The sequence below is a fragment of the Paenibacillus oralis genome (assembly GCF_003863965.1).
In the GTDB taxonomy this organism is placed as follows: Bacteria; Bacillota; Bacilli; order Paenibacillales; family Paenibacillaceae; genus Fontibacillus; species Fontibacillus oralis.
This window is the reverse complement of record NZ_RRCN01000001.1, coordinates 4,252,802-4,279,591: the sequence shown is the minus strand read 5'-3', so window position 1 is coordinate 4,279,591 and position 26,790 is coordinate 4,252,802. Positions and strand designations below refer to the sequence as shown.

Below are 26,790 nucleotides of genomic sequence, written 5' to 3'. Positions count from 1 at the left end.
CACCATGTCCACTATAATATAAATAGAAAGCAATTTCAATTCATTTTCCGTATTATTCCAATCGAGAATCAGGATAATTTCCCTTTTGTTCCCGGAGAAAATCGGTCTGCAGCGAGGTGCCGCGAATTTTGTGGTCGCGAATCAGCGCCGAAGGGTCGTCGGTCAGCATGCCCGCCGTCAAAACGGCGTTTTCCCCGAATTTGTCGCGCAGCATGTCCATCACCCGTGTGAGCGACTCCTTTTTCGGCTGCTCCTCGTAGTCGAACAGATCAAGCTGCAGCGCAGCCTCCTCTTTGGGCACCAGATTCTGCAGCGTGATGCCAAGCAGACGCACCGGCTTATCTTCACTCCAGTGGCGCCGGTACAGCTCGCAGGCTTCGCGGTAAATTTCCTCCGCCTGCTCCGTCACCGTCTCAAGGCTTTGCGAACGGGTAATCGTCTTCATATCCGGCGTGCGGATCGTGATTTGCACCGTTTGCGCCATCAACTGCTGCCGCCGCAATCTGCGGGCGACCTGGTCGGCCAAATTCAGCATAACCCGCTGCACATCCTCCATCCGGCTGATGTCCGCCGGCAGCGTCGTCGTATGGCCGATCGATTTGTTTTTCTCGCGTTCGTCGGTCACCGGGGAATCGTCGATGCCGTTCGCCGCCCGCTTCATCCAGGCTCCGGCCACGCCGAAGCGGTCGATCAGCTTGTTTTCATCGGCCGCAGCCAGCTGGCCGATCGTGTAGATCCGCATCTTCTTCAGCTTTTCCGCCGTTTTACGGCCGATGCCGAACAGCTCGTTGCAAGGTTTGTCCCACAATAGGCGGGGAACGTCGCGGATTCTAAGCACCGTGATGCCGTTTGGCTTCTTCATGTCGGAGCCCATTTTCGCCAGCAGCTTGTTGGGAGCAACGCCGATGCTGCACGGAAGGCCCAGTTCATCTTTAATCCGCTGCTGGATTTGGGCCGCGATTTCCAGCGGCGTGCCGAACTGTTTGGAACCGGTAATATCCAGGTAACATTCGTCAATCGACATCGCCTGCAGCAAAGGCGTGTATTCGTAAGCGATGTCCATGAACGCCCGGGAATATTTGCGGTACAAATGAAAATCCGGCTGGATAACGAGCAGCTCGGGACATTTTTTTAGCCCCTGGCTGACCGTCATTCCGGTGGATATCCCCCTTTTCCGCGCCGTGTAGGAGCAGGTGACGATGACGCCTTTGCGCAGCTCGACGCTGCCGGCCACGGCCGTGGGACGGTTCCGGTATTTCTCCGGTTCCTCCGCCTCATGCACCGAACAGTAGAAGGCGTTCATATCGACATGAAGAATGACCCTGCCCTTGGCGGGATAATAATCAGCGGCATTTTTCACGTTGCTTCCCCTCATTTATCATTTGTTATTCTACCCCTCAGCATACCTTTCCAAGGAATAACGGTCAATATTGGACCATGCAATTTCGCAAAAAGCGTGTTACATTTAAAAAAACAGATGCTATAATTAGAAATTAATACACTCGGTGCTTGTATTTTCAGGACAACCAAAGGGGGACACTTCCATCATGTCAAAGGCTTTATCCATCTTCGACACCACCTTGCGCGACGGCACTCAAAGCGAGGGCATCAGCCTGTCGGCGGACGACAAGTTGAAGATTGCCAAGAAGCTGGATCAGCTGGGTGTCCATTATATTGAAGGTGGCATTCCGGGCAGCAACGGCAAAGACATCGAATTTTTCAAGCGGGTCAAGGAACTGGGGCTTCAGGCGAAAATCACGGCTTTTGGCAGCACGCGCCGGAAGGACAGCTTGGCCGAACATGATGCCAATTTGAAGCGCATGATCGAGTCAGGCGTGCAGGCGGCAACGCTGGTGGGCAAATCTTGGGATTTTCACGTTCATACGGCGCTGCAAACTTCGCTGGAGGAAAACTTAGCGATGATCTACGATTCCATCGCGTATTTGAAACGGCAAGGGCTGGAGGTTATTTTCGACGCCGAGCATTTTTTTGACGGCTACAAAAAGAACCCGGAATACGCCTTGTCCGTCATGCGCAAAGCGGAGGAAGCCGGGGCCGACTGGCTGGTCATGTGCGATACGAACGGCGGAACGATGCCGCATGAAGTACACGATATCGTCAGCGTGCTGGCCGGTACGATCACCGGCTCCCAACTCGGCATTCATACCCATAACGACTGCGAGCTGGCGGTGGCCAATTCCCTTAGCGCGGTGCGGGCGGGGGCGACGCAAATTCAGGGGACGATGAACGGATATGGCGAACGCTGCGGCAACGCCAATTTATGTTCGATCATCCCGAATCTGCAGCTCAAGCTGGGCTACCAGGTTCTCGAACCGGAGCAGCTTAAGCAGCTGACCAATACGGCGCGCTACATCAGCGAAATCGCCAATGTGCATATGCCGGTGAATCAGCCTTACGTCGGCACGGCCGCATTTGCGCATAAGGGCGGCATCCACGTATCGGCGATCCTTCGCGATTCCCGGACATACGAGCACATCGCCCCGGAGATGGTCGGCAACCGCCAGCGCGTGCTCGTCTCCGAGCTTGCCGGCCAAAGCAACATCGTGTCCAAGGCGCAGGAACTGGGCATCGATTTTGATCCGGAAAACGAGAACACGCGGGCGGTAATCAGCAAAATCAAGGACCTGGAGCACCAGGGCTATCAATTCGAAGGGGCCGACGCCTCCCTCGAACTGCTGCTCCGTCAGGCGAATGGCGAACTCAAGGAACTGTTCGTGTTCGAATCTTTTAAGATGCTGGTGGAAAAAACGGCCGACAGACCGGTTGTGTCCGAAGCTTTCGTCAAGCTGAACATCGACGGCGCGAGCGTATATACGGCCGCCGAAGGCAACGGTCCGGTCAACGCGCTCGACAACGCGCTGCGCAAAGCGCTGATTTCGTATTATCCGGGTTTGAAGGATATGCATTTGTCGGACTACAAAGTCCGCGTACTCGACGACAAAGACGCCACCGCCTCCAAGGTGCGCGTACTGATCGAATCCAAGGATTTCACCAACTCCTGGAACACCGTCGGCGTATCTAGCAACGTGATCGAAGCGAGCTGGGAAGCGCTGGTCGACGGTATCCGGTATGCTCTGCTAGGGCTGACAAAACGCGAGGACTACGAAGAAATCCCGTATGCCGGCACGGGTTTGGTGAATCAATAATCCGCCGTTTGACCAAAAGTAAAGCGCGGGGAGCAGGAGACTTTTCCTGCTGCCCGCGCTTTTTTTGCCGGCCATTTCCTGCTTTACAGCAGCTTTTTAATTTTCGCCTCCAGCTCTTCCGGAGAAATGACGCCAAGGATGACGTCCTGAATGATGCCGTTTTCGTCGATCAGCACATTGGTGGGAAAAGCGACGCCGTTAAATTGGCTGTACACTTTCTCTTTCTCATCCAGCAAAACAGGGAAGGTATAGCCGTAGTTTTGGACAAACGCTTTCGCATCGTCCAGCTTGTCGTAAAACGTCACGTTTACCCCGTATACGTCAAGCGAATCCTTGTATTTATCCGCAAGCTTGACCAGCTCCGGCGCCTCTTCCTTGCAAGGATCGCACCAGGAAGCCCAAAAGTTGAGAAGCAGCGGTTTATCCCGTTTGCCGCCGACGTCATACCGCTTTCCGTCCAGCCCCGTCAGCGAGAAAGACGGAGACGGTGTGCCCGGCTTCGGCGCTCCCTCCGCAGCCATGGCCGCGAGCGATTGCCCGTCCTTCCCGGCGGCCGCCTCGGAACCGGCCCATCCCAAGACCGACCGCCAGCCCTCCCGGGTGCCCTGGTCCAACAGCACCAGCACCAGCAGCACAAGCAGAACCCCGGACAATATCCATCGGTTTCGTTTCATCCTGTTCTTCCTTTTCCGGCTATATTAAGTTGAGCAGTTCACCTTATAGCCTTCTTTTTACGCTATTGTACCCTTTTTTCGCGATTTGTTACAATATTCGAAACAGCCTGAAGCGGCAGGACATGGAAAGCGGGGAGAGTGAATGGAAAGTAAATGGATTTTACCGGCAGACATACGCAGACAAATGCTTGAACATGGACGGGACTGCTACCCCGAGGAAGGCTGCGGGCTTCTGTTCGGGACAAAGGCGGAATTCGCGGTCAAGGTCATCACCAGCTTCCTCCCGGTATCCAATACGTCGCCTGCCCCGCTGCACAGGTTCGAATTGGCCCCCGCCGAATGGGTACGCAGTTGCTTTGATCCGGCATTGGTCGGTATTTTTCACACCCACCCCACTTCAAAGCCTGTACCGTCGCCGGAGGATTTAAAACAGCTGCAGCATTTCGCCGGCCAACTCCGGCTCTACTTCATCGGCTCGCCTGCGGAAAACGATAAGCCGCCCGGCGAACCGGACGGCTGGAGTTTAAACGCATATTCTATTGTGCGCGAAACGGACGGCCGCTTTGCCCTGCAACGCGTATCCGTAGGAAGACAGGAACGTGTTTAGTCTAAACCCATAGCGGTAGAAATAACGGTAAAAAAGGGCCTTATTTTCATCAAAAAAGGGGATCAAGTGAAAATAAAGGAATTTTTTACCGCTATTTTATAAAGTAAGGGGCAAACTACCGCTTTTTCTAAGCACAATCGCTAAATAACGGTAAGAATTTCCGCTATTTTGCATAGGAGGGGAGGAATCTCAAAATAACGCCATAAATTACCTCTATTTTTTCGGCAGAGGCAACCGGTCTGCACATCAAAGGACCGCCGGAACGAATACAGCGAAAATTTCTCCGGCGGTTCTTTTGCGAAAAAAGCTTAGTAGCCGACTCTTTCTTATCATCAGGTTTTGCTCAGGAACGTGTACAGATCACCTAACGTGATTACCCCCCGATCCTTTAAGCGGCCGATCAACACCGTCCACAGCTGCGCCGTCATCTTGGCGTCTTCCAGGGCGTGATGGCGCTGCGTAATGGGAATCCCACATACATTCAGCCAGTCGTCCAACCCGGAAATGCGGCAGTCCGGCTCCAGCTTGCGCGCAATCATCATCGTATCGAGCACCCGGTGACCCAGATGAGCTTTGGACGTTTTCCACAACGCCACGTCGAGAAAAGCTTTATCATGGGCGCTTCCGTGCGCAACCAGCACCCGGTCGTCCACAAACGCCATAAACTCGCGCAGCGCTTCGAGCAGAGCCGGCGCATCCTGAACCATCTCCGGCGTAATCCCGGTCAGCTCGGTGATCCGCTCCGGGATCGTGCAGGCCGGTTTGGCCAGGGAATAGTAGACTTCTTCGCTAATGTCCTCCCCTTCCACTTTAACGGCCCCGAAGGACAGGATTTCATCGCCGTAATGGTAATGAAATCCCGTAGTTTCCAGATCAAATACCGCTGTTTTTAATTCCGTGAGCGGAACGTGGAGCGTCTCCGGCCGCCGCTGCCCTTTGGTCAGCGAACGGACAAACGCGATTTGCTGCGCGCTGGGGGCCCCAAGCATTGAAGCGATCCGCGGCATCCCGCCGCCTTTTAACGCATCCCAAAAACCGCCGTTTCCTTTCATAGGTTCTTTCATAGCCATTTCCTTTCTGCGTACCGATGCTGTCTCTGCAGCGTCCGATACATCAGCCTGACTGTGCTGAGAGATTCCCGCAGCTCGCGCCGAAGCTCTTTTTGCTTGATCATCGCTTGCGGCAAATAATGGGTGCCGGTCAGCATCCCGTCTTCGGGCTTCGGCGGAACGATGGACCGGAATTTGACGGCCGTGGCAAAAGCTTTCCGGCACGATTCCAGCCACCGGGTCGGAACCGCTTCGAGCTGGTACAGCTGTGAAATCCTTTCCCAAGTCGAGGAAGACTCGATCCCATACTGCAGGGCAAAATAACGCACCGCGTTCACGATAGGGATATAGAGGCCGTATTTCACGTCAAAATCTCCGGCATGCTCGCCGGTTGGTTCGGTAATCACTTGTCCCAGGATGTTGAGCGCGGCTTTATGGCGCACCGTATTGCGCAAAACCGCGGCGATCACGTCCCGCTCGGTCCCTTGATCAAGCTCCATCACCCGCTTCATCGTTTTGCGCAAAGCAACGGACAACACCTGGTCTCCATAAATATGGCGCATATCCGAAGCGATCATCAGATAGCGGACCTGCTCCCACCCGAGCGCGTCGCGCCACTCCATGAACTGCCTCTCCCAGCGGCTCAAGTCGCCCCGCCACAACGGGTTCGACAGCATCACGTTGCCTGGGCAAGGAGGATAACCGGCCTGCTCCAAAATTAGCGAGAGCTTGTTCCCGAACGCTTCAAAATAAGCGGTGCTCTCCGCTTCATCGCCGTCCCCGTAAATCAGGCCGTTGTCCTGATCGCTCCACAGCGTTTGCTCTGCCCGTCCGGCGCTTCCAAATGCGATGAAGGCGTAATGTGAAGGAGGAGGGCCGAAGCCCTCCTGCCGCAACATCTCTTCGCATAAATGGCAAGCCTGCCCCATGACGGCGTCATGCATTTGCCCAACCGCGCGGTTCCATTCCAGGATCGGCATCGAGGCGAACCGGCCGTGCAGCACATTCTGCTCCTCGATCCTGGCCGACCTGAGCAATCCGGGAGAAGAAGCCGACCGGATCGCTTGCAAACCGCCGTTGTTCATGGCCGTTTCGTGGCTCATGGCCCCCATCTCCCTTCCTTTTCCCGGAACAAACCTCGTTCCCTTACATCATTTTATTCAGCCGGAACACCGGAAGAAGTATTTTTGTTCAGCAAATTCATTTGTTCAGGATAACCGTAAGTGCCATGTTCGCTGATATCGAGGCCCATCGTTTCCTCTTCTTCGGTAACGCGCAGCCCCATGAGCCACTTCATCGCGCCAAGAATCAGGAAGGAAAGGACCAGAACGAATGCGAACGTGCCGATAACTCCAAGGATCTGTACTCCCAATTGCCCGAAGCCACCGCCGTAAAACAGGCCGGGAGCTCCAACTCCAGTCTTCTCCACAAGCTCAGGCGTTGCGAACAGCCCCGTGGAAATCGCGCCCCATACGCCGGCGATCCCGTGTACGGAAGCAGCGAAGATCGGATCGTCCAGCCCGGCGCGCTCAAGCCATCTTCCAGTGAAGAACGTCAGGATTCCGGCGACAGCGCCGATCACGACCGAAGCCCATGCGTCTACAAATGCGCAAGAACCGGTGATGGCAACGAGTGCGGCCAGCACCCCGTTCAGCATGCTCGGGATGTCGGATTTGCCCATAACCGCCCAGGAGATGAGCAACGCGGCAACCGCGCCGGCCGCTGCGGCCAGGTTTGTCGTCATCAGGACATAGCCGAAAAATCCTTCGTTCAGCGGCGTCAAAGCGCTGCCTGGGTTAAAGCCGAACCAGCCGATCCACAAAATGATAACGCCGAGAACCGTCAATACTTGGTTGTGACCCGGAATATTGTTCGGTTTACCGTCTTTGTTGTATTTGCCAAGACGCGGTTTAAGCAAAAACGTTGCCGCAAGCGCCGCCGTTGCGCCGGTCAGGTGGACGACGGTCGAACCCGCGTAATCCTGCATACCCAAATTGCCGAGCCAACCGCCGCCCCACACCCAGTGAGCCACGATCGGATAAATAATGACGATAAAGATCGTTCCGAATACGATATATACGCTAAGCTTGGCGCGTTCCGCCATGCCGCCGCAGGCGATGGCCAGCGATACCGCCGCAAAAGCCATTTGGAACAGAAACATCAGGTTAAGGGGTACGCCGATTTCGGAAAATACGCTAAACGATCCGATATCCCCCTCGCCCCCAAACAGGAACCCGGTTGTTCCCAGGAAGCTGTTGCCGTCCCCAAATGCGAAACCGAAACCGAGCAGCCACCAGGCAAGCACCGCAATGCCCAGCGTCAGCACCGTTTTACCGGCTACGTGGCCGGCGTTCTTCATCCGGACCGTACCTGCCTCCAGCAAGGCGAACCCGGCTTGCATAAAGAATACCAGCATCGCCGCGACGAAAACAAATAATGAGTTCAGGCCCAGCTCAAGCACCGGAGCGGTAACCTCCCCTTCCGCTGCATAAGCCGAAACCGGAAATGCAAATACTGCCGATGATGCCAATAAACCGTAGAGCCATTTCTTTTTCATCTTACACACTCCCCTAATGTTATGTTTCCTAACACAAAATGAATTGTTAAAGTGATTATAAGACTAAAGAAGGAGATATGACAATAGTTTTTTTGAAAAAAACAGATTAATTGTATGTAAACTAACACTATATGTTATATTTTAAAGCATTTTTTGTATGAAGTTTGTTCCGGCAGAGCGAAATTTTCATCCCCACGAACTCCAGCGAATAACATAAGGGCCAAAAATGTCGCTATTCCGGTGATGTACGTCCATTTGAGAGCAATAGTGGAAATTTATGCCGCTATTTTCTCGAATCGCAAGGAAACGCCCGTGTTCTGGACTATTCACAGGAAAATAAGGACTAAAAGTGCCGCTAATGGGGCTGGACATGCCTAGTACCGGTTAATAAGTACAAAAAATACCGCTATTTGAATGCTGAAGATTCGCCATACCAATAGCCTAGATCTAGCCGGCTGTCAAGGACGGATTTCTAGGTTGACCCCAAACTGCTACTATAAAAAATAAAGTATGACGTTTGACTGTACGCTTAATGATCGGTATCATAAATATAAATAAGATATAAATATAAAGCATTGGATAGGCGGGAGAGGTGATTATATTGGAGTAAAAAAATTGTACCGGATCGGGGAACTGGCCAAGGCGGCAAATGTCAGCGAGCGTACGATCGATTATTATACCAAGCTTGGTCTGATATCCCCGGAGAAACGGACGCAGAAAAATTACCGTTTATACAGCGCTGAAACCTTAACCAGACTGGAACGTATTAACCAAATGAAGCAGGAGAAATATACGTTGGAAGAAATCCGTGAAAAGCTGGAGCAGTGGGATCGCGTCACGCACGAGGAACAGGTGTCCGAGAAGCTGAGTTCGCTGGAACTCCACCTGCAGCAGCTGGAACGAGAGGTTAAAGAATTGGAGCCCTTGATCTCCAATCTGCAGCCAAATCAGGTGAAACGCGCTTTTGCGCACCTGATGCCGCAAAGCCTCGCCTGCATGGAAGCGCTCCGGTTCCTGATCAATCACGGCCCCTTTTCATAACGTATAATTGCCTACAGCAGGAAGCCTCTTACTCATCAACGAGCAACTTTAATCGTATATGGAGGAATGATGTATGTATTCAGACGTTATGCTGATTCCGATTCTGCTCGCGTTCGGCCTGTCTCTATGGGCTCAGTTTCGAGTCAAGGGCACCTTCAACAAATACGCGCAGGTTGCGAACATGTACGGTTTGACCGGACATGACGCCGCCAGACGGATGCTGGACGCCAACGGACTGTACGATGTACCGATCGAACCGGTCCCCGGCGCCCTGTCGGACCACTACGATCCGATTCACCGCGTCGTCCGCTTGTCGGAACCCGTGTATTATGAAAGATCGATCTCCGCCGTGGCCGTGGCTTGCCACGAAGTGGGCCACGCGATTCAGCACAAGCAGAAATATCCGATGCTGGTGCTGCGCCACCGGATGTTCCCTGTCGTTAACTTCGCTTCGGGTATTGCGCCTTTTCTGCTGCTCGCCGGCTTCATATTTGGGGCATTGAACCTGATCGGCCTCGGGATTATTTTCTTCTCGGCCGCGGTTTTGTTCCAGCTCGTTACACTCCCGGTCGAGTTCAACGCCAGCAACCGGGCCCGTAAAATCATGGTGCAGCAAGGGTTCATTACGCACGATGAAACACGCGGGGTGGCCAAAGTATTGAACGCCGCCGCTCTGACCTATGTCGCCGCAGCGCTGGTTTCCTTACTGGAACTGTTCCGCTATGCTTTGATCTTCTTCAGCGGCAGCAGCAGCCGCGAGGACAACTAATCGTTCCTTATACAAAAATCAAGCGCAAGCGGCCGAGGGACCTTCCCCGGCCGCTTGCGCTTGTTTCGTTTCGGCAAAGATTTCAGCACCGCTATTGAGCCGGCGGCGTATCGACCTGCAATCCGAAATATTCCAGCAAAAACACCCGGAACGATTGGGCCACCAGCGGCAGCTTTTCATCCATCCTATGGATAAGTCCGATCGTTCGCGTCACCTTCGGCTCGGAAATCCGCACCCGGCTGGGCTGAAGGGTAAAGCTCTGAAACAGCGCCGTCTCCGGCAGCAGACTGACGCCCATGCCGGCGGCCACCAGCCCGCGGATCGTATCGGTCTCCTCCCCTTCAAAGGCGATCTTCGGCGTAAATCCCGCTTCCAGGCAGGCATGCCAAACGATCGGCCGCAAGGAATACCCTTTGCTGAACAAAATAAATTTCTCGTCTTTCAGCTGGCTTAGCTTGATGCTTTGCTCCTCGGACAAAGGATGGCCCGGCGGCAAAATCGCCACCAAATCCTCGGTCAGCACCACGTTGCCCGTTACTTGGTCATGATTTTCCGGAAACGGAGAAATAAAAGCCAGATCCACTTCTCCCGATACGACGTCACGGATTAACGTGGGATAGGTTCCCTGGCGGAAACGAAACTTCACGTTGGGGTACAACTTGCGGAATTCCGCCACAACGCTGGGAATAATGTGAATCCCCAAACTGTTCGGAAACCCGAGCCGAATTTCCCCTTGCTCCGGATCGATAAACTCGTGAACCTCGTTCACCGCCCGATCCAAATCCTTCAGAATCGTTTCCACCCGGCTGCAGAACAGCTGCCCGACGGCCGTCAAATGCAGGTTTCTTCCCTTTTGCATAAACAGATTGATGCCCAGTTCCTGCTCAAGCTGATGGATTTGCCGGCTTACGGCAGATTGCGCCACATGCAGCTCCTCGGCCGCCTGTGTGACATGCTCTTTTTTAGCCACTTTCACAAAATACTGCAATTGTCTTAATTCCACGAGTCTGATCGCTCCATTTCGCATCCGCTGATAATCCGAATTAGGGCTTTTAAAAAATAAGTATTTTTAACATAAATGTACCATTTACCCGCCCCCGGTTCAACGCCGTTTTAACATTCGGATAATCAATCCGTAGATGAAGAAGCCTCCGATAAGCCCGCCGAAATGCGCCATCCAGTTGATTTTAGGGGCAATCAGCGAAAAAACGACACCGATGATCAGCAAACTGTAAAGCGTCTTGCGCGAGCTTTCGTCCATTAGATGACGCTGGAGCAGGGCGATGTACAGAAACGCCCCATACACCCCGTAGACGGCGCCCGAAGCGCCGGCGGAAAGGTGAAGTTCCCCCGATTGCTGATACATCCCAAAGCTGAGCAGATTGCCGATGACACCGCTGCCGAGATACAGCAGCACATACCGCCAGTGGCCGAGCAGCCGCTCCAGCGGCGGGGCAAACACGAGAATCGCAAAGCTGTTGGAAAATAAATGGCTGAAGCCCATGTGCAGGAACATCGCCGTGAACAACCGCCACCACTGGTGTTCAAACGGTCCGTAATTGGTTATCGCGCCATATTTCAGCAGCGTTTCGAAGTTAAGCGAACCCCCGTTAAAGGTCAGAACGAGAAACATGATGATGTTCGCCGCCAATAACAAGCAGGTCACGGGATAATAACGGATATAACTTCTCCAGTTTTCATATCGGATAAAAATCATCAGATCCATCCTTTGCATTCTTTTTTTCCTGATGTTGGACATTTTCTTTTTAAAAAGATTATAATTAATTTTGAATGAATAAATCCATCTGTTTAGGAGGAAATGTATATGGCGCAAGAACGTGCAAACGTAGCTACATTCAAAGGCAACCCGCTTACCCTGGTCGGACCGGAACTCAAGGTTGGCGACACGGCCCCAGACTTCCGCTTGAATAAAAATCTGCTGGAGGAAGCAACCCTTCAGGACTATGCCGGTAAAATCAAGCTGATCAGCGTCGTTCCTTCTTTGGATACGGGCGTATGCGACGCGCAAACCCGCCGCTTCAACGAGGAAGCCTCCAGCCTGGGCGACGATGTCGTTGTGCTGACCGTCAGCGCGGACCTGCCTTTCGCCCAAGCCCGCTGGTGCGGCGCCGCCGGCGTCGACCGCGTCGTAACGCTGTCCGATTACAAAGACAACTCCTTCGGTAAAGCATACGGCGTTCTCATCAAAGAGTTTGCCCTGGATATGCGCGCCGTGTTCGTAGTGGATAAGGAGAACAAAATCCAGTACGTTCAAGTGCTGGGCGAAATGACCGAGCATCCCGATTACGACAAGCCGGTCGCGGCCGTAAAAGCATTGCTGTCCTAAACCAGTGCCAAAACGAAAAGCGAGTAGGAGAGAGAACTCCCTGCTCGCTTTTTTAAATGAATGGCGGCGCATCATCGGAGCTTCTGCGTTCCGTTTCGGCAAACTTGGAACGATATGCGCGGGTTATGTAGATGAGGACGTTTTATATGCGGACAGCTTCTTGTCCAAAACGGAAAACAAATGCAAAATCGTGCGGTAGTTTGCCCCCAAATCGCCCAGCGACCCGCGCGTCGCGGAATAAATGTCCACCGCGCTCCGGACCGGCCCCGTGCCGACGATCGACACCGTAATGTCCATCGTTCTTCCAAAGGCGGTGCGTTTCTCCAGCGTAATTTCGCCGACATTCTGCACCTCGTGCAGCACCTTGTACCCCGGGATTTTTTTGAGTGTGGAGGACACCTCCTCCCAGAGCTTCTCTTTCGAAAGCTGGTAATATCTCGTTTTCAGTTCGGGCACCTTCGCGCGATCGCTTGTTCCTTCCTGGCTCCGGAATATTCCCGTCAACGTTCGCTTCAATGACAACTGTCCTTCCTCCTTCACGATCCTTAAAAACCTGTAGGGTATGCGTTTTCTTTATTATAGTTTAACATTGTTGGAAGACAAACAAAAGCGAACCTGCGGCATTACCCGCGAGCAAAAAAGCACCTCGTCCCTTTTTGTTCAAAAAGAGGACAAGGTGCCGTTCTCATTTCGTATGTAGGACCCGCCTATGCCGTCCGGTTTCACTGTCTCGAACCTGCACCCGCAGGTGGGTGACCGCAACGTCGTTTTTGAAGTCCCCGCATCCTATGGATAGGGCCTTTCAGCCGCGCCGCAATATAGGTCTCCCGAGACATTGTCATTGGTTCAAAACAACATGGAACCGCAACGCACATCGCAGGACGTAAACCTATTATAGTGCTTCGTAAACGAAATGTAAACCAACGCCGCAAGGAAAAACAAGGAAAATTGAAGACGCTTTAATTGGTAAAACAAAACTTGGTCGCGCAAGCGGTCCGCTCAGTCCTTCTCCTTGTCTTCTCCCGCCGACAGATTCAGTTCCAAATCGTCATCGGTTTTGGACAAATTTATACCGTTTGATTCCTCTTCCGCCTCGCGCATTTTTTCCACTTTCTCCTGGATCTTATTATAGGCAATGTAGAAATTGTAGAAAGCGACCAGCGCGGCCAAGCTGCCGAAACCAAACAAGATCAGCCACGTAAAGCGCATCGTCAAAACTCCGAGCACTACCACGCAGATCAGCGTGGACAATGTGCGAAACGGACGGATGATCGTGAACAAAATCGCATTTTTGATCAGTTGGAATGCGCCCAAATGGTAATGGGCCACCAAGGAGAAAAAGTTGAACAGCGACAGCAGCAGCAGAAACAACAAAAACAGCATGATCATGCCGATAATCTGCATATTGCTGATTTGGGTCATGTATACCGTGTAATCCACGTACATGATCACGATCAAAAGCGTATAAAAAATACCGCCCAGCATGCTTTGCTTGTAATTTTCCTTGTATCCTTTGAAGTACACCTTGATAATGCTCAAATCGGCTTCACCCATCACCCATTTCCGCGTCACCGAAAACAGCGCGGCCGTAGCGGGGAACAATGTAAACGGTGCCAATATCCCCATCGCCCATAACGTCAGGTTTTCCTGGGGGGCGTTGGGGCTTTGCAGCAGCAATAGCTTCGTCAGCAAGAAAAACAAAAACGGGGATGAACAGAGCAGCCACAGCAGGTTGCTGCCTGAGATTCTCATAATCCATTCGGTGATTTTATAAAAACCGCCCATAAAACCTTTGTATTCCAAGCAAAAATCTCCTCTCGAGCATAGTTTGTTTCCGTCTATCTTAACTATACATGATTCGCCCATCCCATTCCAGCGCCTAATTTGACGATTATGGGTTAGCATCCAATCTTAACCGAGAGGGCTGCCATAATATAAACCGTAACCACAAAACATCCCAAATCTTTAAAGGAGCCATTCCTGTAATGAAGTAATTTGCCCCTTGAAAAGAAAAAGCGCCTCCTGTATGCTGGGTCTCGGAATGGTGGCCATTCACTGCCCTAATTGAAGGAGGACGCTCTACATGAAGTATAAGCTGAAACAGAAAAAGAATCAACGAATTACACGAATTACCGAATCGACACTGGTCGTCGGAGCGGATATCGCCAAGAAGATTCATGTGGCTCGTGCAGTAGATTTCCGTGGCATTGAGCTTGGAAAAGACTGCGTGTTTCATAATAGCCAGGAAGGGCTGACGAAGCTGGCGACGTGGATGAAGGAGCTCGGGCAGACACACGGCAAGACGGACATCATATTTGGCATCGAGCCTACTGGACACTACTGGTTTCCGTTAGCAGCCTTCTTACAGGATCAAGGGATTCAAGTCGTAGTGGTAAACCCGCATCATGTCAATAAGTCGAAAGAGCTTGAAGATAACTCACCGACGAAGAGTGACTACAAGGATGCAAAAGTCATCGCAAAACTCATTCGGGATGGGAATTACTCCGAACCGAAGTTGCCGACGAAGGAATTCGCAGAACTGCGGATCCTGATGAACCTCCGCGAGAAGGTATCGGACAGTCTAACTCAAGTCAAAAGCCGCATCGGCAATTGGTTTGATCGATTCTTTCCGGAGTACGCAAAAGTGTTTAAAAACTGGAGTGGCAAGGCATCGTTCATGACCATGCGAGCCTTCCCGTTGCCTGCTGATATCGTCGCCAAGGGCGCTAGAGACGTCCTAGCGCATTGGAAGACGGAAGTCAGGCGTGGCGTTGGAATCAAGCGGGCAGAAGCGCTTTACGCTGCAGCAAGCGTCTCCATCGGTCTGACAGAAGGCATCGTTGCCGCCAGGCTGGAACTAAGTACGCTACTGTCGCAGTTTGACCTGTTTAACGAGCAGCTTGAAACGATTATGCATCAAGTGGCCGGAATTTTGGAGGGCATTCCAGGAACGACAGAAATGCTGTCTGTACCCGGAATCGGCGTTCTGACCGTAGCCGGATTTCTAGCCGAGGTTGGAGATCTGAATCACTACGATCACGGTCAGCAGATCATTCGTCTGGCGGGCCTTAATCTGATGGAAAACAGTTCAGGCATACGGAAAGGACAGACAGGCATAACCAAGCGAGGGCGATCACGCCTACGGGCGCTGTTGTTCCGAGCGGTGATGCCGCTGGTTGCAAAGAATCCGGAGTTCCAAGCGCTTCACCGGTATTACACGACGCGGAGCCAGAACCCGCTGAAGAAGAAGCAATCTCTCATTGCCCTATGTGGAAAACTCATACGGGTGCTTTATACCCTGGGAACAAAGCAAAGAATGTATAACGCCAACGATGTCATGGGCCCCGTTAGGCAAGCCCAGCTGCAACAATTGGCTGCATAAAGTCAAGGAAGCAATCACCCTGCAATATCGCTTATTCACATGTGTACAACTAGACAACGGAAGCACCGGAGAAGCCGACGCACGACACACCGTAAGGGCAACGACCCTGTAAAGGAGCGAGAAACGGCATCCACCCCTTGAGAGGTAGAACGAAGGAATGTAAGGGCATAGACCCAGTGTGACATGGGAGGGTGAACCCCAAGGGCGGAATGTGGAGATCCATTGTGCGATCATAACCAATTATCTACAGTTTTGGAAACGAGAAGATCCTAAGCTCTGTTCCCGCCTACGCTCTTACAGAAAATCGTGGTGTAGACTATATTCTCCACCAGTATCTCTTACACTGTCAAAGTTGAAATATTGAGAATGAACGAGAAAACAGGAGAAGTTATTACTTTATAGTGGGAGGTTTTCTTATGTCCGCAGGTTTAGGAGGAGGTTTCTTTACTTCCACAGGTGTAATTCTGGTGTTGTTCATTCTGCTCGTTATTGTGAGCCGTTCGCTTTTCATCTAAATCAAAGCACAGTTAAAACAAAGAAGACGGAGTTTGTCTCCGTCTTCTTTGTTTTGTCCGTTTCCGGACGCTCCGAATGAATCAATTGTCAAAAGATTTGTTCTCGTTGTACTTAGACGGTCTGCGGTCGCCGCCGGAGCGAGGCTTACGGTCGGAGGAACGGTAGGAGTCGCGCCCGCCGTCCCGGCTGTAGCCTCCTTTAGAACCATAACCGCCACGGCTTCCGCCCTCGCGGTTGTCCCGGCGGTACCCTCCGCCGCGGCTGCCGTATCCCGAAGGCTTGCGGCCGCTGGACCGGATGTCCGGATTGCGGCGTTTTACCCGGATCGGTTCTTCCGGCGTTAATTCGATCGCCGAATTTTCCGTTTTATCCCCGGTAATCAACTTGAATGCGGCCGCTAACAGGTTCACCGAATCGTACTGCTCCAGCAGTTGAATGGCGATGCCTTTGTATTCGTTCAGTTCGCCGGCTTCAACGAGCTCCAGCAGACGCTCCGCGGTGATCCGCTGCTTGCCCTCGATCGCTTCGGCGATGCTGGGCAGAGGCTTGCGGGTAATTTTGTGACGCGTGATCCGCTCGATAAAGTGGAGATGGTCGATTTCCCGCGGCGTCACGAACGAATAGGCCGCCCCTTCCTTGCCCGCGCGCCCGGTCCGGCCGATCCGGTGAACATAACTTTCCGGATCCTGCGGCAGGTCGAAGTTGACGACATGGGTTACGCCGGATACGTCAAGCCCCCGCGCCGCTACGTCCGTAGCCACCAGCACATCGATGCTGCCGTCGCGGAATTTGCGCATCACATTGTCGCGCTGATTTTGCGACAGGTCGCCGTGCAGCCCGTCGGCGGAATAACCGCGTTTTTGCAAAGCTTCCGACAGTTCGTCAACCCGGCGTTTGGTCCGGCCGAACACGATCGCCAGCTCCGGCGATTCCATATCCAGCAAGCGGGTTAAAGCGTCGAATTTCTGGCGTTCATGCACTTCGATATAGGCCTGATCAATCAGCGGGGCGCTGACCTGCTTCGGAATCACGGAGACATGCTCCGGATTTTTCAGGAACTGCTGCGCCAGCTTTTGGATATTCGCCGGCATCGTGGCCGAGAATAACATCGTCTGCCGTTCTTCCGGCACAAGCTTCAGGATCGACTGAATATCGTCCATAAAGCCCATATCGAGCATTTCATCCGCTTCATCCAGAACGACGGTCTGTACATCGTCGAGTTTGATCGTTTTCCGGTTAATGTGGTCAAGCAAACGGCCCGGCGTACCGATAATAATTTGGGGTTTCTTCTTCAAAGCGCGAATTTGGCGTACGATATCTTGTCCGCCGTAGATCGGAAGGGAGCGTATGCCTTTGAAGCGGGAAAGCTTGCCGATTTCCTCGGCGACCTGAATGGCGAGCTCACGGGTCGGCGCCATGACCAGGGCTACGATGCGGTCTTCTTCCTTGGTAATTTTTTGGATCAACGGAAGGCCAAACGCCGCCGTTTTCCCTGTGCCCGTTTGGGCTTGTCCGATTAAATCACGTCCGGTCAAGGCGATCGGAATCGACTTCGCCTGAATCGGCGTCGCTTCCTCGAAACCGAGTTCAGTTATGGCTTGTAATACTTTAGGCTCTAGGCCGAATTCTGCAAATGTGCTCAAATTGTTCTACTCCTTCTATATAGTGGACATACCACCGGCTTAACTGTATTCTTAAGTAGCGTTTAAACGTTTATAGACTGTCCAATCAGCCTGAAATTTTACTCATCGCTCTATCGTCGAAAACGGAAAATGGTCCCTACTCAAGAATATCTCAAACATTATAGCACAAAACATAAATGGAACACCAGCAAGCAGGTTGGGATACTTCTATATATTTGAGGTGAAGATCCATGGTTAAAGAGGCTCGAAATGTCACAGTCATTCTGCTTGGGGCGCTCCTGATCGCCGCGGGCTTTAATTTGTTTCTCGTTCCGCTTCACCTGCTGAGCGGCGGGGTATCCGGCTTGGCTATGCTTACCGCTTATTTCTCGCCGCTTGGCATCAGCACGATGTATTTGGCCTACAACGTGCCGATTCTGATCGCCGGCTTGTTCTTGCTTGGCAGACGTTTCGTCGGCCTAAGCATTCTGTCGGTAGCCGGAGCCACCTGGTTTATCGAACTCATCCCGACGCCGGACAAGCTGCTCGCTTCCGACACGCTGATTTCCGCCGTATTCGGCGGCGTGCTCGTGGGGATCGGCAGCGGGATTTCTTTTCGCGTAGGCGGATCGTCCGGAGGGTTCGATATCATCGGCTCGATCATCACCCGGTATCGCGATTTTCCGGTAGGCAACGTGCTGGTCGGCCTGAACGCCAGCGTCATTCTGGCGATGGGATATTTGGAGGGAAACTGGGATCTCGCGCTGGCCTCCATGATTTCAATTTACATCTCCGGCAAGGTCGTCGATCTCATTCATGTCAGCCACATTAAAATCACCTTGTTTATCGTGACCGACAAAACCGACGCGATGGTGCAGCGGCTCCTGACCCTGCCCCGCGGGGTGACGAAGATCAGAACCGAAGGCGCTTTTTCCCATAAGGAAAAAGATATGCTGATGACGGTGACGACGAGATACGAACTGACCGAGCTGCGGGAGATCATCAAACAAACCGATCCGCAGGCGTTCGTCAATATCGTGGAGACCGTCGGCGTGATGGGATCGTTCCGCCGAAGATAACGGATGCGGATTAAACGATCCGCCATTTTCAAGCGCCGGTTTATTTGTTATAATGAACTAAGCGGTTCCTTGTCAATTCCATAAATATCAGCTTTACCTGCTTTCACAGGCTCTGTGCTTTTCCGATTTAGGAACATTCCGAGGTGAATATTTCTTAAGTGGAAAGGGTGATGAATGTGGAAATGGAAACGGTAAAACTGGAACAGATCGTCATGAAGTGGTTTCCTGACATGCTGCCTTTTTTGAAACAGAAGGAACTCAATTCGATGATTGTCCTCCGGGATGGCTTGACCATCTTGGAACCGCAGGACGCGCTGGAGATCATCCAATTCAGCATCTGCGAGCACCAAAACCCGGCTTTTCTTCATTAAAAGCGATATATGCAACACCCGGTCGTTTCTTTTGCTCCGGCAAGAGAAACGGCCTTTTTTGCGCGATAATCTATGAAACTTTTAAAAATATTTCCAAAAGTGACAATCCTGTTCTTTCTCGGGACTTTCCTTCCGATATAATCAATAGCGAGTGCATACAAGGGAGAGGAAATTAAAAATGAACATCATCTGGACGCTGCTGCTTCTGGCCTTGAGTATGGGGAATGGAGGCGCGCAGCCGGCGACGGATCAAGCCGCGGGGAACGGCAAATCGGAATCCATCCTTCCATCCGTCATGCAAACGATGGCCGCCAATCTGGCCGCGGGCCGGATCGACGACCCGTTAACGCCTGCCGATCTGAAGGCCGCTTCCCTGGGGGATGCTCCCAAAGTGAAGGGAATTTACGTCACCGCATACAGCGCGGGAGGCTCGCGCATGAACGAGCTGGTCGACCTCGTCGATAAGACGGAGCTGAACGCTATGGTCATCGACATTAAAGACGATACCGGCTACATTACTTACAAAACGGAAAACCCCGAGTTAAACAAGCTGGGGAAAGCCCAGCCGTTCATTGGCGACATCGACGCCTTGATGGACCGGCTGGAAAAACACGACATTTACCCCATCGCCCGGATCGTTGTGTTCAAGGATACGATTTTGGCCAAAAAACATCCGGAATATTCGTTTGTGCAAAAAGACGGCTCCGTTTGGAGCAACAGAGGCGGCGACAGCTTCGTCAACCCGTACAGCAAGGATGTGTGGGATTACAACATCGAAATCGCCAAGGAAGCGGCCAACCTCGGATTTAAGGAAATCCAGTTCGATTACGTGCGCTTCCCCGAAGGTTTTGAGAAAAGGGCCGATTCGTTAAAATATGAAAAAAACGAGATGAGCCGCGTTGACGCCGTATCCTCGTTCGTGAAATACGCCAAAGAGCAGCTGGAGCCGCTCGGCATCCGCGTCTCGGTCGACATTTTCGGCTATGCGGCATCGGTGCCGGCCGCAGAGGGCATCGGCCAGGATTTTGTCAAAATATCCGACAACGTCAACATCATCTGCCCGATGATCTATCCAAGCCATTATACGACGGGCTGGTTCAACGCCAAAGATCCTGACAAAGCGCCGTATCAGACGATCAAAGGGGCCATCAAGGACACCCAGGACAAACTGGCTCCGCTTGGCGAGGAGCAGCCGATCGTGCGCCCGTGGATCCAGGATTTTACCGCAAGCTGGCTGGGGAAAGGCCATTACACCAAATACGGAAAACATGAAGTCGAAGAGCAAATCCGCGCGCTGCGCGACATGAACGTCGACGAATACCTGTTATGGAACGCGTCCAACCGCTATACACAGGGCGTATCCTATAAATAAAACGTGATGTTATACCATTTGCGGACAGACTAAGTAATAGGGAATTTAACGGTAACCATCCAACCAAACTCGGGTCATAAGCGCCCGGACGGAGCATCCAGCAAACCAAACCCGGGCCACAAGCGCCCGGGTTTGGTTTGGCGTTTTTGCGTTTTGGGGGATGGTTTCCCGCACAGGAAATGGAGTATGGACCAATGAAAGAAACAAACAGCTTAAAACAAAAATACGGGCAATTTATTCGCATTCTTATCCCGATTTTAGTTACCCAGGTGACGATGTCCTTAATGACTTTTTTCGATACGATGATGTCGGGGCACGCGAGCCCCGCGGACCTGGCCGGAACCGCGATCGGATCCAGCCTTTGGGTCCCGGTGCAGACGGGGCTTAGCGGGATTTTGATGGGCATCACCCCCATCGTTTCACAATTGGTGGGCGGCGGCAAGCGCGATAAGGTCGGATACCACGTTATTCAAGCGTTGTGGCTCGCGTTCACTGTCGGACTGATCGTTCTTGTCGCCGGCGGCGTCGCGATCTCCCCCCTGCTGAACGGGATGAACTTAGAGCCGAAGGTGCATCATGTGGCCTTTTATTTTCTCGTGGCCATCTCGGCCGGGATTGTTCCGCTGTTCGGATACATCGTGCTGCGCTCCTTCATCGACGCCTTGGGGCAAACCCGGACATCGATGATCATCTCCTTGATCTCTTTGCCGCTGAATGTCGGCGCCGGATACCTGCTCATTTTCGGCCACGGCGGTTTCCCAAGGCTTGGCGGCATCGGGTCAGGCATCGCCAGCGCCTTTACGTATTGGTGCATCTTTCTCATCGCCGTCTGGATCGTTCATCGCAGCGAGCCGTTTGCTTCCTACGGCGTATTTCGCAAGCTGCATAAAGTATCGCTCGAAAAGTGGTGGGAGCTCGCCAAGCTCGGCGTGCCAATCGGCTTCGCGATCTTCTTCGAAACGGCGGTGTTTGCCGCCGTCACCTTGCTGATGAGCCGGTTCGACACGCTCACGATCGCCGCCCATCAAGCGGCCAACAACTTCGCTTCCACGCTGTACATGATTCCGTTAAGCATCTGTCTTGCGCTAACCATTTTGGTCGGCTTCGAGACCGGGGCCGCACGCCTGAAGGATGCCCGCCAATATGCCGTTATAGGTGTCGGTACGGCCGCGGGGATGGCGCTGTTTACCGCCGTCCTCCTGATGCTGTTCCGCCAAGGCGTGGCCGAAATCTACTCCAGCGATTCCGAAGTCGTCGCGCTGATCAAGCATTTTTTGATCTACGCCATTTTCTTTCAAATGTCGGATGCGATTGCCACGCCTACCCAGGGCGTGCTGCGCGGATACAAGGACGTTAACCCCGGCTTCTGGATCTCGCTGTTGGCCTACTGGATCATCGGGCTGCCGCTCGGGTTTGTGCTCGCCAACTACACGCCGCAAGGCCCTTACGGCTACTGGATCGGCCTCATCACTGGGCTCGCCGTCGCCGCCGTCCTGCTGCTGCGCCGCCTCGTCGTCATCCAGCGGCGGATCGGCCAAAAGCTTCAGGCCGGCGAGCCGCTTTGAATCACATATCCCGCGCCGGGTACGATCCGCTTCTTCTCCACGATGCTGATCTCCCCGATCGCCTTGGCCGGCAACATATGCCGCTGCACATGCTCTTCCGCGGCGGCAAACGCCTGCTCCTCCCCCTCCGCGGCAATGACCAGCGCCAGCAGCCCGGCGGAAGTCTCCGCCTCCAGGTGATATAGATACATTTGATGTCCTCCTTTGTTATTTGAGTTTGATTTTCACCGGAAAACCGGCTAGACTAGTGGGCCACATTTGGGCTAAGGGACCTGAGAGCCCTTATTCGCCCCGAAAAACCGAGTTTCAAATTCTAACGGACCGTAGAGCTCTTATTTGTGCAAAAAAGGCTAAAAAACCGCCCTTCCATGCCAAATAAGGACTCTGGTGTCCGTTAGAACCTGAAAGCTCCCGATTTCGCCGAAATAACGGCGCTACGGTCCGTTAGAATTAGACGGTGCGCTTAGTTCACTTATTATAGCAGTATACGGCGCAGAGCAAAAAATCGAGCCAAGGAAACCCTTGCTCGATTTTTTGCTCTGCGCTGCTTGGTAAAGGAGAAGAGAATAACGAATCGTAGAGAGTTTACGTCCGCATTTGGGAGCCGCTTGTCATCCTTCTATCCATTCAAAAAGACAAGCGGCGGACAAAAGCGGCCCGAAGATCGTTATTCTCGTTCCACCGTCACGCAGCTATACAAAAAGAGCCGGGGAAAACCCGGCTCGGCTTTTAACTTGCCCGTATAACTTTACTCAATGAGAAGCTATGAGAAGCTTCCTACCCTTATTGCGACAACCGCGAAGCCAGCTCGTACAGCTCCATATTAAATTCCTTCTTCGTGGCGACAACTTTCTCGATGTCGGTAAGCACCATTTCGCCGCCGATCATGCCGCAAGCTTTGTTCGATTCGCCCGCGATCAGGCTGCGAACGGCGAAATCGCCGAGCCGGCTGGCCAGGTTGCGGTCGAACGGAGTCGGCGAACCGCCGCGTTGGATATGGCCCAGCACCGTTGCGCGCGGCTCCAGGGAAGGCTGGCGCTTCTTGATCGCTTCCACGACGTCATCGCCTTTGCCCACGCCTTCGGCCACGATGACGATGCTGTGCCGTTTGCCTTTGTCGAAGTTTTGTCTCATGCGATCGGCCACTTCGTTCAGATCAAACGGAACTTCCGGCACAAGGATCGTTTCGGCGCCTGCGGCCAGACCGGCATGCAGCGCGATATCCCCGCAGTGACGGCCCATGACTTCAACGACGGACGCCCGCTCATGGGAGGACATCGTGTCGCGCAGCTTGTTGACGGCGTCGACGACGATGCTGACGGCCGTATCAAAGCCGATTGTGTAGTCCGTAAAGGAAATGTCGTTGTCGATTGTTCCCGGCAGGCCCATCGTTTTGATGCCCAGCTTGCTCAGCTTTTCGGCCCCTTGATAGGAGCCGTCCCCGCCGACGACTACCAGTCCGTCGATGCCGCGGTCGCGCAAAATCTGCGCCCCTTTCTGCTGTCCTTCCGGCGTCTTGAACTCCAGGCACCGCGCCGACTGCAGAATCGTTCCGCCGCGTTGGATAATGTCGCCCACACTGCGGATATCCATCGCGAAGATGTCGTTGTTCAACAGACCTTGATAGCCGCGCTGAATGCCGTAAACCTCAAGCCCGTAAAACAATCCGCTGCGCACAACGGCCCGCACTGCAGCGTTCATGCCCTGGGAGTCTCCTCCGCTAGTAAGAACTGCGATCTTTTTCACTGCTGACATGATAATTCCTCCTAAAAAATTACAGATATTTGCGAATCCAACGGCTATTGACAAAGAAAAACAACCTCATCAGCGGACTTCTTCGCATCAGTCGCCGGGATACCTCACGGATGTCTTCCTGCTGGCTGACTTTCGGATCGGATAAATAAAGCGCCAGCAGCCCTTCTATAATCATTTTATGAAACGAGGAAGCAGGCAACTTTTTGATGTCCCGCCGCGCTCCCTCGACGATAAACGCAATCCGGTCAAGCATCGTTTCCTTATTATCATAATAGCTGCAAAAATTCAAATCCCCGCCAAGCTCGTCCTCCGCCTGGTCAATTAGGTAATCCAGCATAATGTGCAGCCCGCAAACATGGGGGAAATAAGCATCATGAATCACCTTGGCGCTCTTCCCGTCCAAACCCGGGTTGCTGGCCGCCAAAAACAACATGAACACACCCAGGGTCGAACCGGTGGCTGCGGCAAACTCGTTCCAGTGCAATTGCGGCGCCCGGTATTCATGCGTTTCCCACCAGCTTAACAGTTTGGCTTCGCGCAGCTGCGGATCGATATGCTTGTATACCTGAAGATCGCAGTAGAGCCCGACCAAATCGATAATAAACGGCATGGCTGCGGCATATCCGCGAAGCTCGGCGATGTTGGCCCGGCAAGTGCGCACCAGCCGGTGCAAATAGCCCCCATCGTCCTGCTCGGCACGCAGGGCATAGTAGTTTTGCAGTATGCCCTCAGGATTAACGGCATCCAGCATGCTTTGGTGCAATAAGCGGAAATCCTGCTCGTCCTTGGAGGTGCTGCGGTCGCACAGGTTGTCCAAATAATCGCTGATCGTCTGAAATGCTACGATTAAGGGGATCAAAATATGGCGCATCGGCAGGTTAGCGGCAGCGTAGACGGCGCCGCCCTGGCAGTGGAACTCTTTCGTAGCGATGCTGGCAAGCGCCTGCCTTCTGAGTTCGGGGTCGGGGATGGCTTCCGCGTCTTCTCTCCAGCCATCCAGTTCCTGACGGACGTCCGGCAAAATAAACTTGTATACCCGGCTCATCAACCGGATCGGCTCTCTCGGAAACTGATTTCGGCTTTGCTTAAGTTCAATCACTGCCCTGCCCCCATTACGTTGTGTAATGCGCAGTTTGAAAATCAAACTGAAAAGAAAATCATTCTTTATTATAATATGATCCAACTTTTAGCACAAATAATCAATATCACATATGCCTTTTGACCGTCGGTTCGTCCTGGGTCGTCCGGTACCAAATATGCAGATCGTTAATCTGGCTGGCGAGCTCGGCAATTTCCCCGTTAAGCCGGCAGCTTTTCTCAAAATCGCTTTCCTCGTTCATCTCCCGCAGCATCCGTTCGATCGCATGCTCCAGCATCATCACCTTGCTTGGTATGCGGCCGCGGATATCCTCCCAAACCTCGATCATCGACAACCGTTCCTCCAAAGCGTATTCCTCAAAAGGGCGCTCCAGCAGCGGAACGTGGATGTCCAGCCGCTCGTCGTAAACAAAACAGGAATGATTCATGGCGAAAAGCCTCCTTTTATCGTATAAAATATAGAGCCTCTGGTGGAAATTTTAGTACCGCCCGATTTGTTTTTTTCTGATATACTAGCGGTAACTTCATTCATCAGAAACGGAGTTTTGAGACCGGCATGAAAATAAAACCGATGGCCGAGCCCGACATCCAGTGGCTTCGATCCTTTACTTTTACAGTATACGGAACAAGCGTCCTTGTTTCCTCTTATTTTCCGCTTTTTTATGCGCAGCTTGGTTTTACGGGCAGTCAAATCGGCCTGCTGTACGCCCTTGGGCCGATGATATCCCTGCTCTCCAATTTGCTGTGGAGCCTGGCGAGCGACCGCTATAAAACGATCAAACGGATTTTGATGATTTTGTTGGCCGGCCAAGCCGCGCTGGCGTTCCTTCTGTCGGAGTCCACCGCGTTTTCCGCCATTATCGCCGTGATTACTGCGTTCTATTTTTTCTATTATCCCGTCTTCCCTTTGTCGGATACAATCGTCATCTCCACCGCCAATCGGCATCGCATCAATTTTATCTCGATCCGCTTGTTCGGGTCCGTCGGATTCGCCGTATTTGCGATCGTCATCGGTTATGTGCTTGACCGCGTCGGCTCCGCAAAAACGATGTGGGTGGAAATGGCCGTCGCCGGACTTGCGCTGCTGCTCGTGCTTTGGGTAAAGGATCAGCCGGCAGCGCTGGCAAAAATGAATTTGTCGGGGATTTGGGCGATTTTAAAGCAGAAGGAGCTGCTGTGGTTTTTCGGCTGCGTCTTTTGCCTGGCGATCGGCATGCGAATGAACGACGCCTTCCTGGCGATTTCCCTTAAGGAGCTTGGCGCCGGTGAAAACTTGATCGGCTGGGCGATGCTGGCCTCGTCTCTGTCGGAAATTCCCGTGTTTATCTATCTCAGTTTCCATGGGGACAAATACAAGGAGCTGCCGCTGCTGCTGTTCGCCAGCCTGCTGTTTGCGGTCCGCTTTTTCCTGATGGGATTAACCCAATCGGCCTACGGCATCCTGCTGATCCAAATGATGCACGGATTGACGTTTGGCGTGTTTTACGTGACGGCGATCCGCATGCTGACCCGGCTGATTCCGGAGCAGTTCCGGGCAACGGGCATGGCGCTTTACACCATCATGTGGTCGAGCCTGTCCGGCCTGCTCAGCGGCACGTTCGGCGGCATCGTGTTCGAGCAGTTGGGAAGACCTATTTTTTACTGGGTGGCCATGGGTTCCTCGGTCGTCGCGTTTATCGGCTTTGCCAGCCGCTATTTAGTCCGCCGGGCAAACCTGAGCAAACCTGCCGGTCTGGACGAAGAAGCCTGAGCCGCTTCACCTGTAGCCGGACCGCACCCGAGAGACCACTTTGTCGCAATACGCGCTCCCGATTAACCT

Annotated in this window: 26 protein-coding genes and 1 other RNA gene; 12 read left to right on the top strand and 15 right to left on the bottom strand. The window is 52.9% G+C overall.

The window, feature by feature from the left end; translation table 11 throughout:
- Positions 1 to 52 precede the first annotated feature (52 nt).
- Positions 53 to 1,360 (bottom strand): DNA polymerase IV, encoded by a 1,308-nt coding sequence (locus EHV15_RS19185; RefSeq protein WP_128632612.1) that lies wholly within the window; start codon positions 1,358 to 1,360, stop codon positions 53 to 55.
- A 187-nt stretch (positions 1,361 to 1,547) separates the two neighbouring features.
- On the opposite strand from EHV15_RS19185, the gene cimA reads away from it, so the two are divergent.
- Positions 1,548 to 3,167, top strand: coding sequence for a citramalate synthase (gene cimA, locus EHV15_RS19180; RefSeq protein ID WP_128632611.1), 1,620 nt, complete (start codon positions 1,548 to 1,550; stop codon positions 3,165 to 3,167).
- A gap of 83 nt (positions 3,168 to 3,250) precedes the next feature.
- Here the strand turns inward: cimA and EHV15_RS19175 are convergent, their stop codons facing one another.
- Complete coding sequence (locus EHV15_RS19175; protein WP_178075890.1) at positions 3,251 to 3,841, bottom strand: TlpA family protein disulfide reductase; 591 nt, start codon at positions 3,839 to 3,841, stop codon at positions 3,251 to 3,253.
- Positions 3,842 to 3,983: 142 nt separating this feature from the next.
- Between EHV15_RS19175 and EHV15_RS19170 the strand changes: the two genes are divergently transcribed.
- Positions 3,984 to 4,448: a M67 family metallopeptidase gene (locus tag EHV15_RS19170; RefSeq protein ID WP_128632610.1), complete on the top strand. Its 465-nt coding sequence runs from the start codon at positions 3,984 to 3,986 to the stop codon at positions 4,446 to 4,448.
- A gap of 332 nt (positions 4,449 to 4,780) precedes the next feature.
- Here the strand turns inward: EHV15_RS19170 and EHV15_RS19165 are convergent, their stop codons facing one another.
- From EHV15_RS19165 to EHV15_RS19155, 3 genes are read right to left on the bottom strand one after another with little or no spacing between them, the layout of a single operon-like run.
- The gene (locus EHV15_RS19165; protein WP_128632609.1) at positions 4,781 to 5,512 is read right to left on the bottom strand and encodes an exonuclease domain-containing protein; all 732 of its coding nucleotides are present in this window, start codon (positions 5,510 to 5,512) and stop codon (positions 4,781 to 4,783) included.
- Entirely contained in the window at positions 5,509 to 6,600 is a 1,092-nt protein-coding gene (locus EHV15_RS19160) for a DUF294 nucleotidyltransferase-like domain-containing protein (RefSeq protein ID WP_128632608.1), read from the bottom strand. Before EHV15_RS19160 ends, EHV15_RS19165 begins: the two co-directional genes overlap by 4 nt.
- Before the next feature lie 53 nt (positions 6,601 to 6,653).
- Positions 6,654 to 8,054: an ammonium transporter gene (locus tag EHV15_RS19155; RefSeq protein WP_128632607.1), complete on the bottom strand. Its 1,401-nt coding sequence runs from the start codon at positions 8,052 to 8,054 to the stop codon at positions 6,654 to 6,656.
- Between the two features lie 615 nt (positions 8,055 to 8,669).
- Here EHV15_RS19155 and EHV15_RS19150 point away from each other — a divergent pair.
- Positions 8,670 to 9,095 carry a MerR family transcriptional regulator gene (locus EHV15_RS19150; protein WP_246061678.1) on the top strand — a complete coding sequence of 142 codons (426 nt, stop codon included), beginning with the start codon at positions 8,670 to 8,672 and terminating at the stop codon, positions 9,093 to 9,095.
- A 73-nt stretch (positions 9,096 to 9,168) separates the two neighbouring features.
- Positions 9,169 to 9,864, top strand: coding sequence for a zinc metallopeptidase (locus EHV15_RS19145; RefSeq protein ID WP_128632606.1), 696 nt, complete (start codon positions 9,169 to 9,171; stop codon positions 9,862 to 9,864).
- Between the two features lie 91 nt (positions 9,865 to 9,955).
- Here the strand turns inward: EHV15_RS19145 and gltC are convergent, their stop codons facing one another.
- Entirely contained in the window at positions 9,956 to 10,867 is a 912-nt protein-coding gene (gltC, locus tag EHV15_RS19140) for a glutamate biosynthesis transcriptional regulator GltC (protein ID WP_128632605.1), read from the bottom strand.
- 99 nt (positions 10,868 to 10,966) lie between these two features.
- Entirely contained in the window at positions 10,967 to 11,581 is a 615-nt protein-coding gene (locus tag EHV15_RS19135) for a rhomboid family intramembrane serine protease (RefSeq protein ID WP_128632604.1), read from the bottom strand.
- 108 nt (positions 11,582 to 11,689) lie between these two features.
- Here EHV15_RS19135 and tpx point away from each other — a divergent pair, with 108 nt between their 5' ends.
- Positions 11,690 to 12,211 (top strand): thiol peroxidase, encoded by a 522-nt coding sequence (gene tpx, locus EHV15_RS19130; protein WP_128632603.1) that lies wholly within the window; start codon positions 11,690 to 11,692, stop codon positions 12,209 to 12,211.
- A 123-nt stretch (positions 12,212 to 12,334) separates the two neighbouring features.
- Here tpx and EHV15_RS19125 read toward each other — a convergent pair whose 3' ends face one another.
- From EHV15_RS19125 to EHV15_RS19115, 3 genes are all read right to left on the bottom strand, one after another.
- Positions 12,335 to 12,733, bottom strand: coding sequence for a DUF1499 domain-containing protein (locus tag EHV15_RS19125; RefSeq protein ID WP_128632602.1), 399 nt, complete (start codon positions 12,731 to 12,733; stop codon positions 12,335 to 12,337).
- Positions 12,734 to 12,907: 174 nt separating this feature from the next.
- A non-coding RNA gene (ssrS, locus tag EHV15_RS19120) (6S RNA) lies at positions 12,908 to 13,097 on the bottom strand.
- Positions 13,098 to 13,210: 113 nt separating this feature from the next.
- Positions 13,211 to 14,014 (bottom strand): YesL family protein, encoded by an 804-nt coding sequence (locus EHV15_RS19115; RefSeq protein WP_128632601.1) that lies wholly within the window; start codon positions 14,012 to 14,014, stop codon positions 13,211 to 13,213.
- 280 nt (positions 14,015 to 14,294) lie between these two features.
- On the opposite strand from EHV15_RS19115, the gene EHV15_RS19110 reads away from it, so the two are divergent.
- Entirely contained in the window at positions 14,295 to 15,593 is a 1,299-nt protein-coding gene (locus EHV15_RS19110; protein ID WP_128631682.1) for an IS110 family RNA-guided transposase, read from the top strand.
- A gap of 416 nt (positions 15,594 to 16,009) precedes the next feature.
- A complete protein-coding gene (locus EHV15_RS37395) occupies positions 16,010 to 16,108 on the top strand; it encodes a sporulation protein YjcZ (RefSeq protein ID WP_128632600.1) in 99 nt (32 codons plus the stop codon).
- 81 nt (positions 16,109 to 16,189) lie between these two features.
- Here the strand turns inward: EHV15_RS37395 and cshA are convergent, their stop codons facing one another.
- Complete coding sequence (gene cshA, locus EHV15_RS19100) at positions 16,190 to 17,752, bottom strand: degradosome RNA helicase CshA (protein ID WP_128632599.1); 1,563 nt, start codon at positions 17,750 to 17,752, stop codon at positions 16,190 to 16,192.
- Positions 17,753 to 17,982: 230 nt separating this feature from the next.
- Here cshA and EHV15_RS19095 point away from each other — a divergent pair, with 230 nt between their 5' ends.
- The 4 genes from EHV15_RS19095 to EHV15_RS19080 all read left to right on the top strand — a co-directional run bounded on the left by EHV15_RS19095 (position 17,983) and on the right by EHV15_RS19080 (position 22,118).
- Positions 17,983 to 18,810 (top strand): YitT family protein, encoded by an 828-nt coding sequence (locus EHV15_RS19095; protein ID WP_128632598.1) that lies wholly within the window; start codon positions 17,983 to 17,985, stop codon positions 18,808 to 18,810.
- A 170-nt stretch (positions 18,811 to 18,980) separates the two neighbouring features.
- Positions 18,981 to 19,181: a hypothetical protein gene (locus EHV15_RS19090; RefSeq protein WP_178075889.1), complete on the top strand. Its 201-nt coding sequence runs from the start codon at positions 18,981 to 18,983 to the stop codon at positions 19,179 to 19,181.
- A 178-nt stretch (positions 19,182 to 19,359) separates the two neighbouring features.
- The gene (locus EHV15_RS19085; RefSeq protein ID WP_128632597.1) at positions 19,360 to 20,553 is read left to right on the top strand and encodes a putative glycoside hydrolase; all 1,194 of its coding nucleotides are present in this window, start codon (positions 19,360 to 19,362) and stop codon (positions 20,551 to 20,553) included.
- 194 nt (positions 20,554 to 20,747) lie between these two features.
- Positions 20,748 to 22,118: an MATE family efflux transporter gene (locus tag EHV15_RS19080; protein WP_128632596.1), complete on the top strand. Its 1,371-nt coding sequence runs from the start codon at positions 20,748 to 20,750 to the stop codon at positions 22,116 to 22,118.
- Here the strand turns inward: EHV15_RS19080 and EHV15_RS19075 are convergent.
- From EHV15_RS19075 to EHV15_RS19060, 4 genes are all read right to left on the bottom strand, one after another.
- Positions 22,097 to 22,309, bottom strand: coding sequence for a DUF3906 family protein (locus EHV15_RS19075; protein WP_128632595.1), 213 nt, complete (start codon positions 22,307 to 22,309; stop codon positions 22,097 to 22,099). The genes EHV15_RS19080 and EHV15_RS19075 overlap by 22 nt on opposite strands.
- A gap of 592 nt (positions 22,310 to 22,901) precedes the next feature.
- On the bottom strand, positions 22,902 to 23,873 hold the full coding sequence (gene pfkA / locus EHV15_RS19070; RefSeq protein ID WP_128632594.1) for a 6-phosphofructokinase: 972 nt from the start codon (positions 23,871 to 23,873) through the stop codon (positions 22,902 to 22,904).
- 19 nt (positions 23,874 to 23,892) lie between these two features.
- Complete coding sequence (locus EHV15_RS19065) at positions 23,893 to 24,972, bottom strand: tetraprenyl-beta-curcumene synthase family protein (protein WP_128632593.1); 1,080 nt, start codon at positions 24,970 to 24,972, stop codon at positions 23,893 to 23,895.
- 106 nt (positions 24,973 to 25,078) lie between these two features.
- Positions 25,079 to 25,399, bottom strand: coding sequence for a hypothetical protein (locus tag EHV15_RS19060; protein ID WP_128632592.1), 321 nt, complete (start codon positions 25,397 to 25,399; stop codon positions 25,079 to 25,081).
- Between the two features lie 128 nt (positions 25,400 to 25,527).
- Between EHV15_RS19060 and EHV15_RS19055 the strand changes: the two genes are divergently transcribed.
- Positions 25,528 to 26,721, top strand: a complete 1,194-nt coding sequence (locus tag EHV15_RS19055) for an MFS transporter (RefSeq protein WP_128632591.1) — start codon at positions 25,528 to 25,530, stop codon at positions 26,719 to 26,721.
- Positions 26,722 to 26,790: the final 69 nt, after the last annotated feature.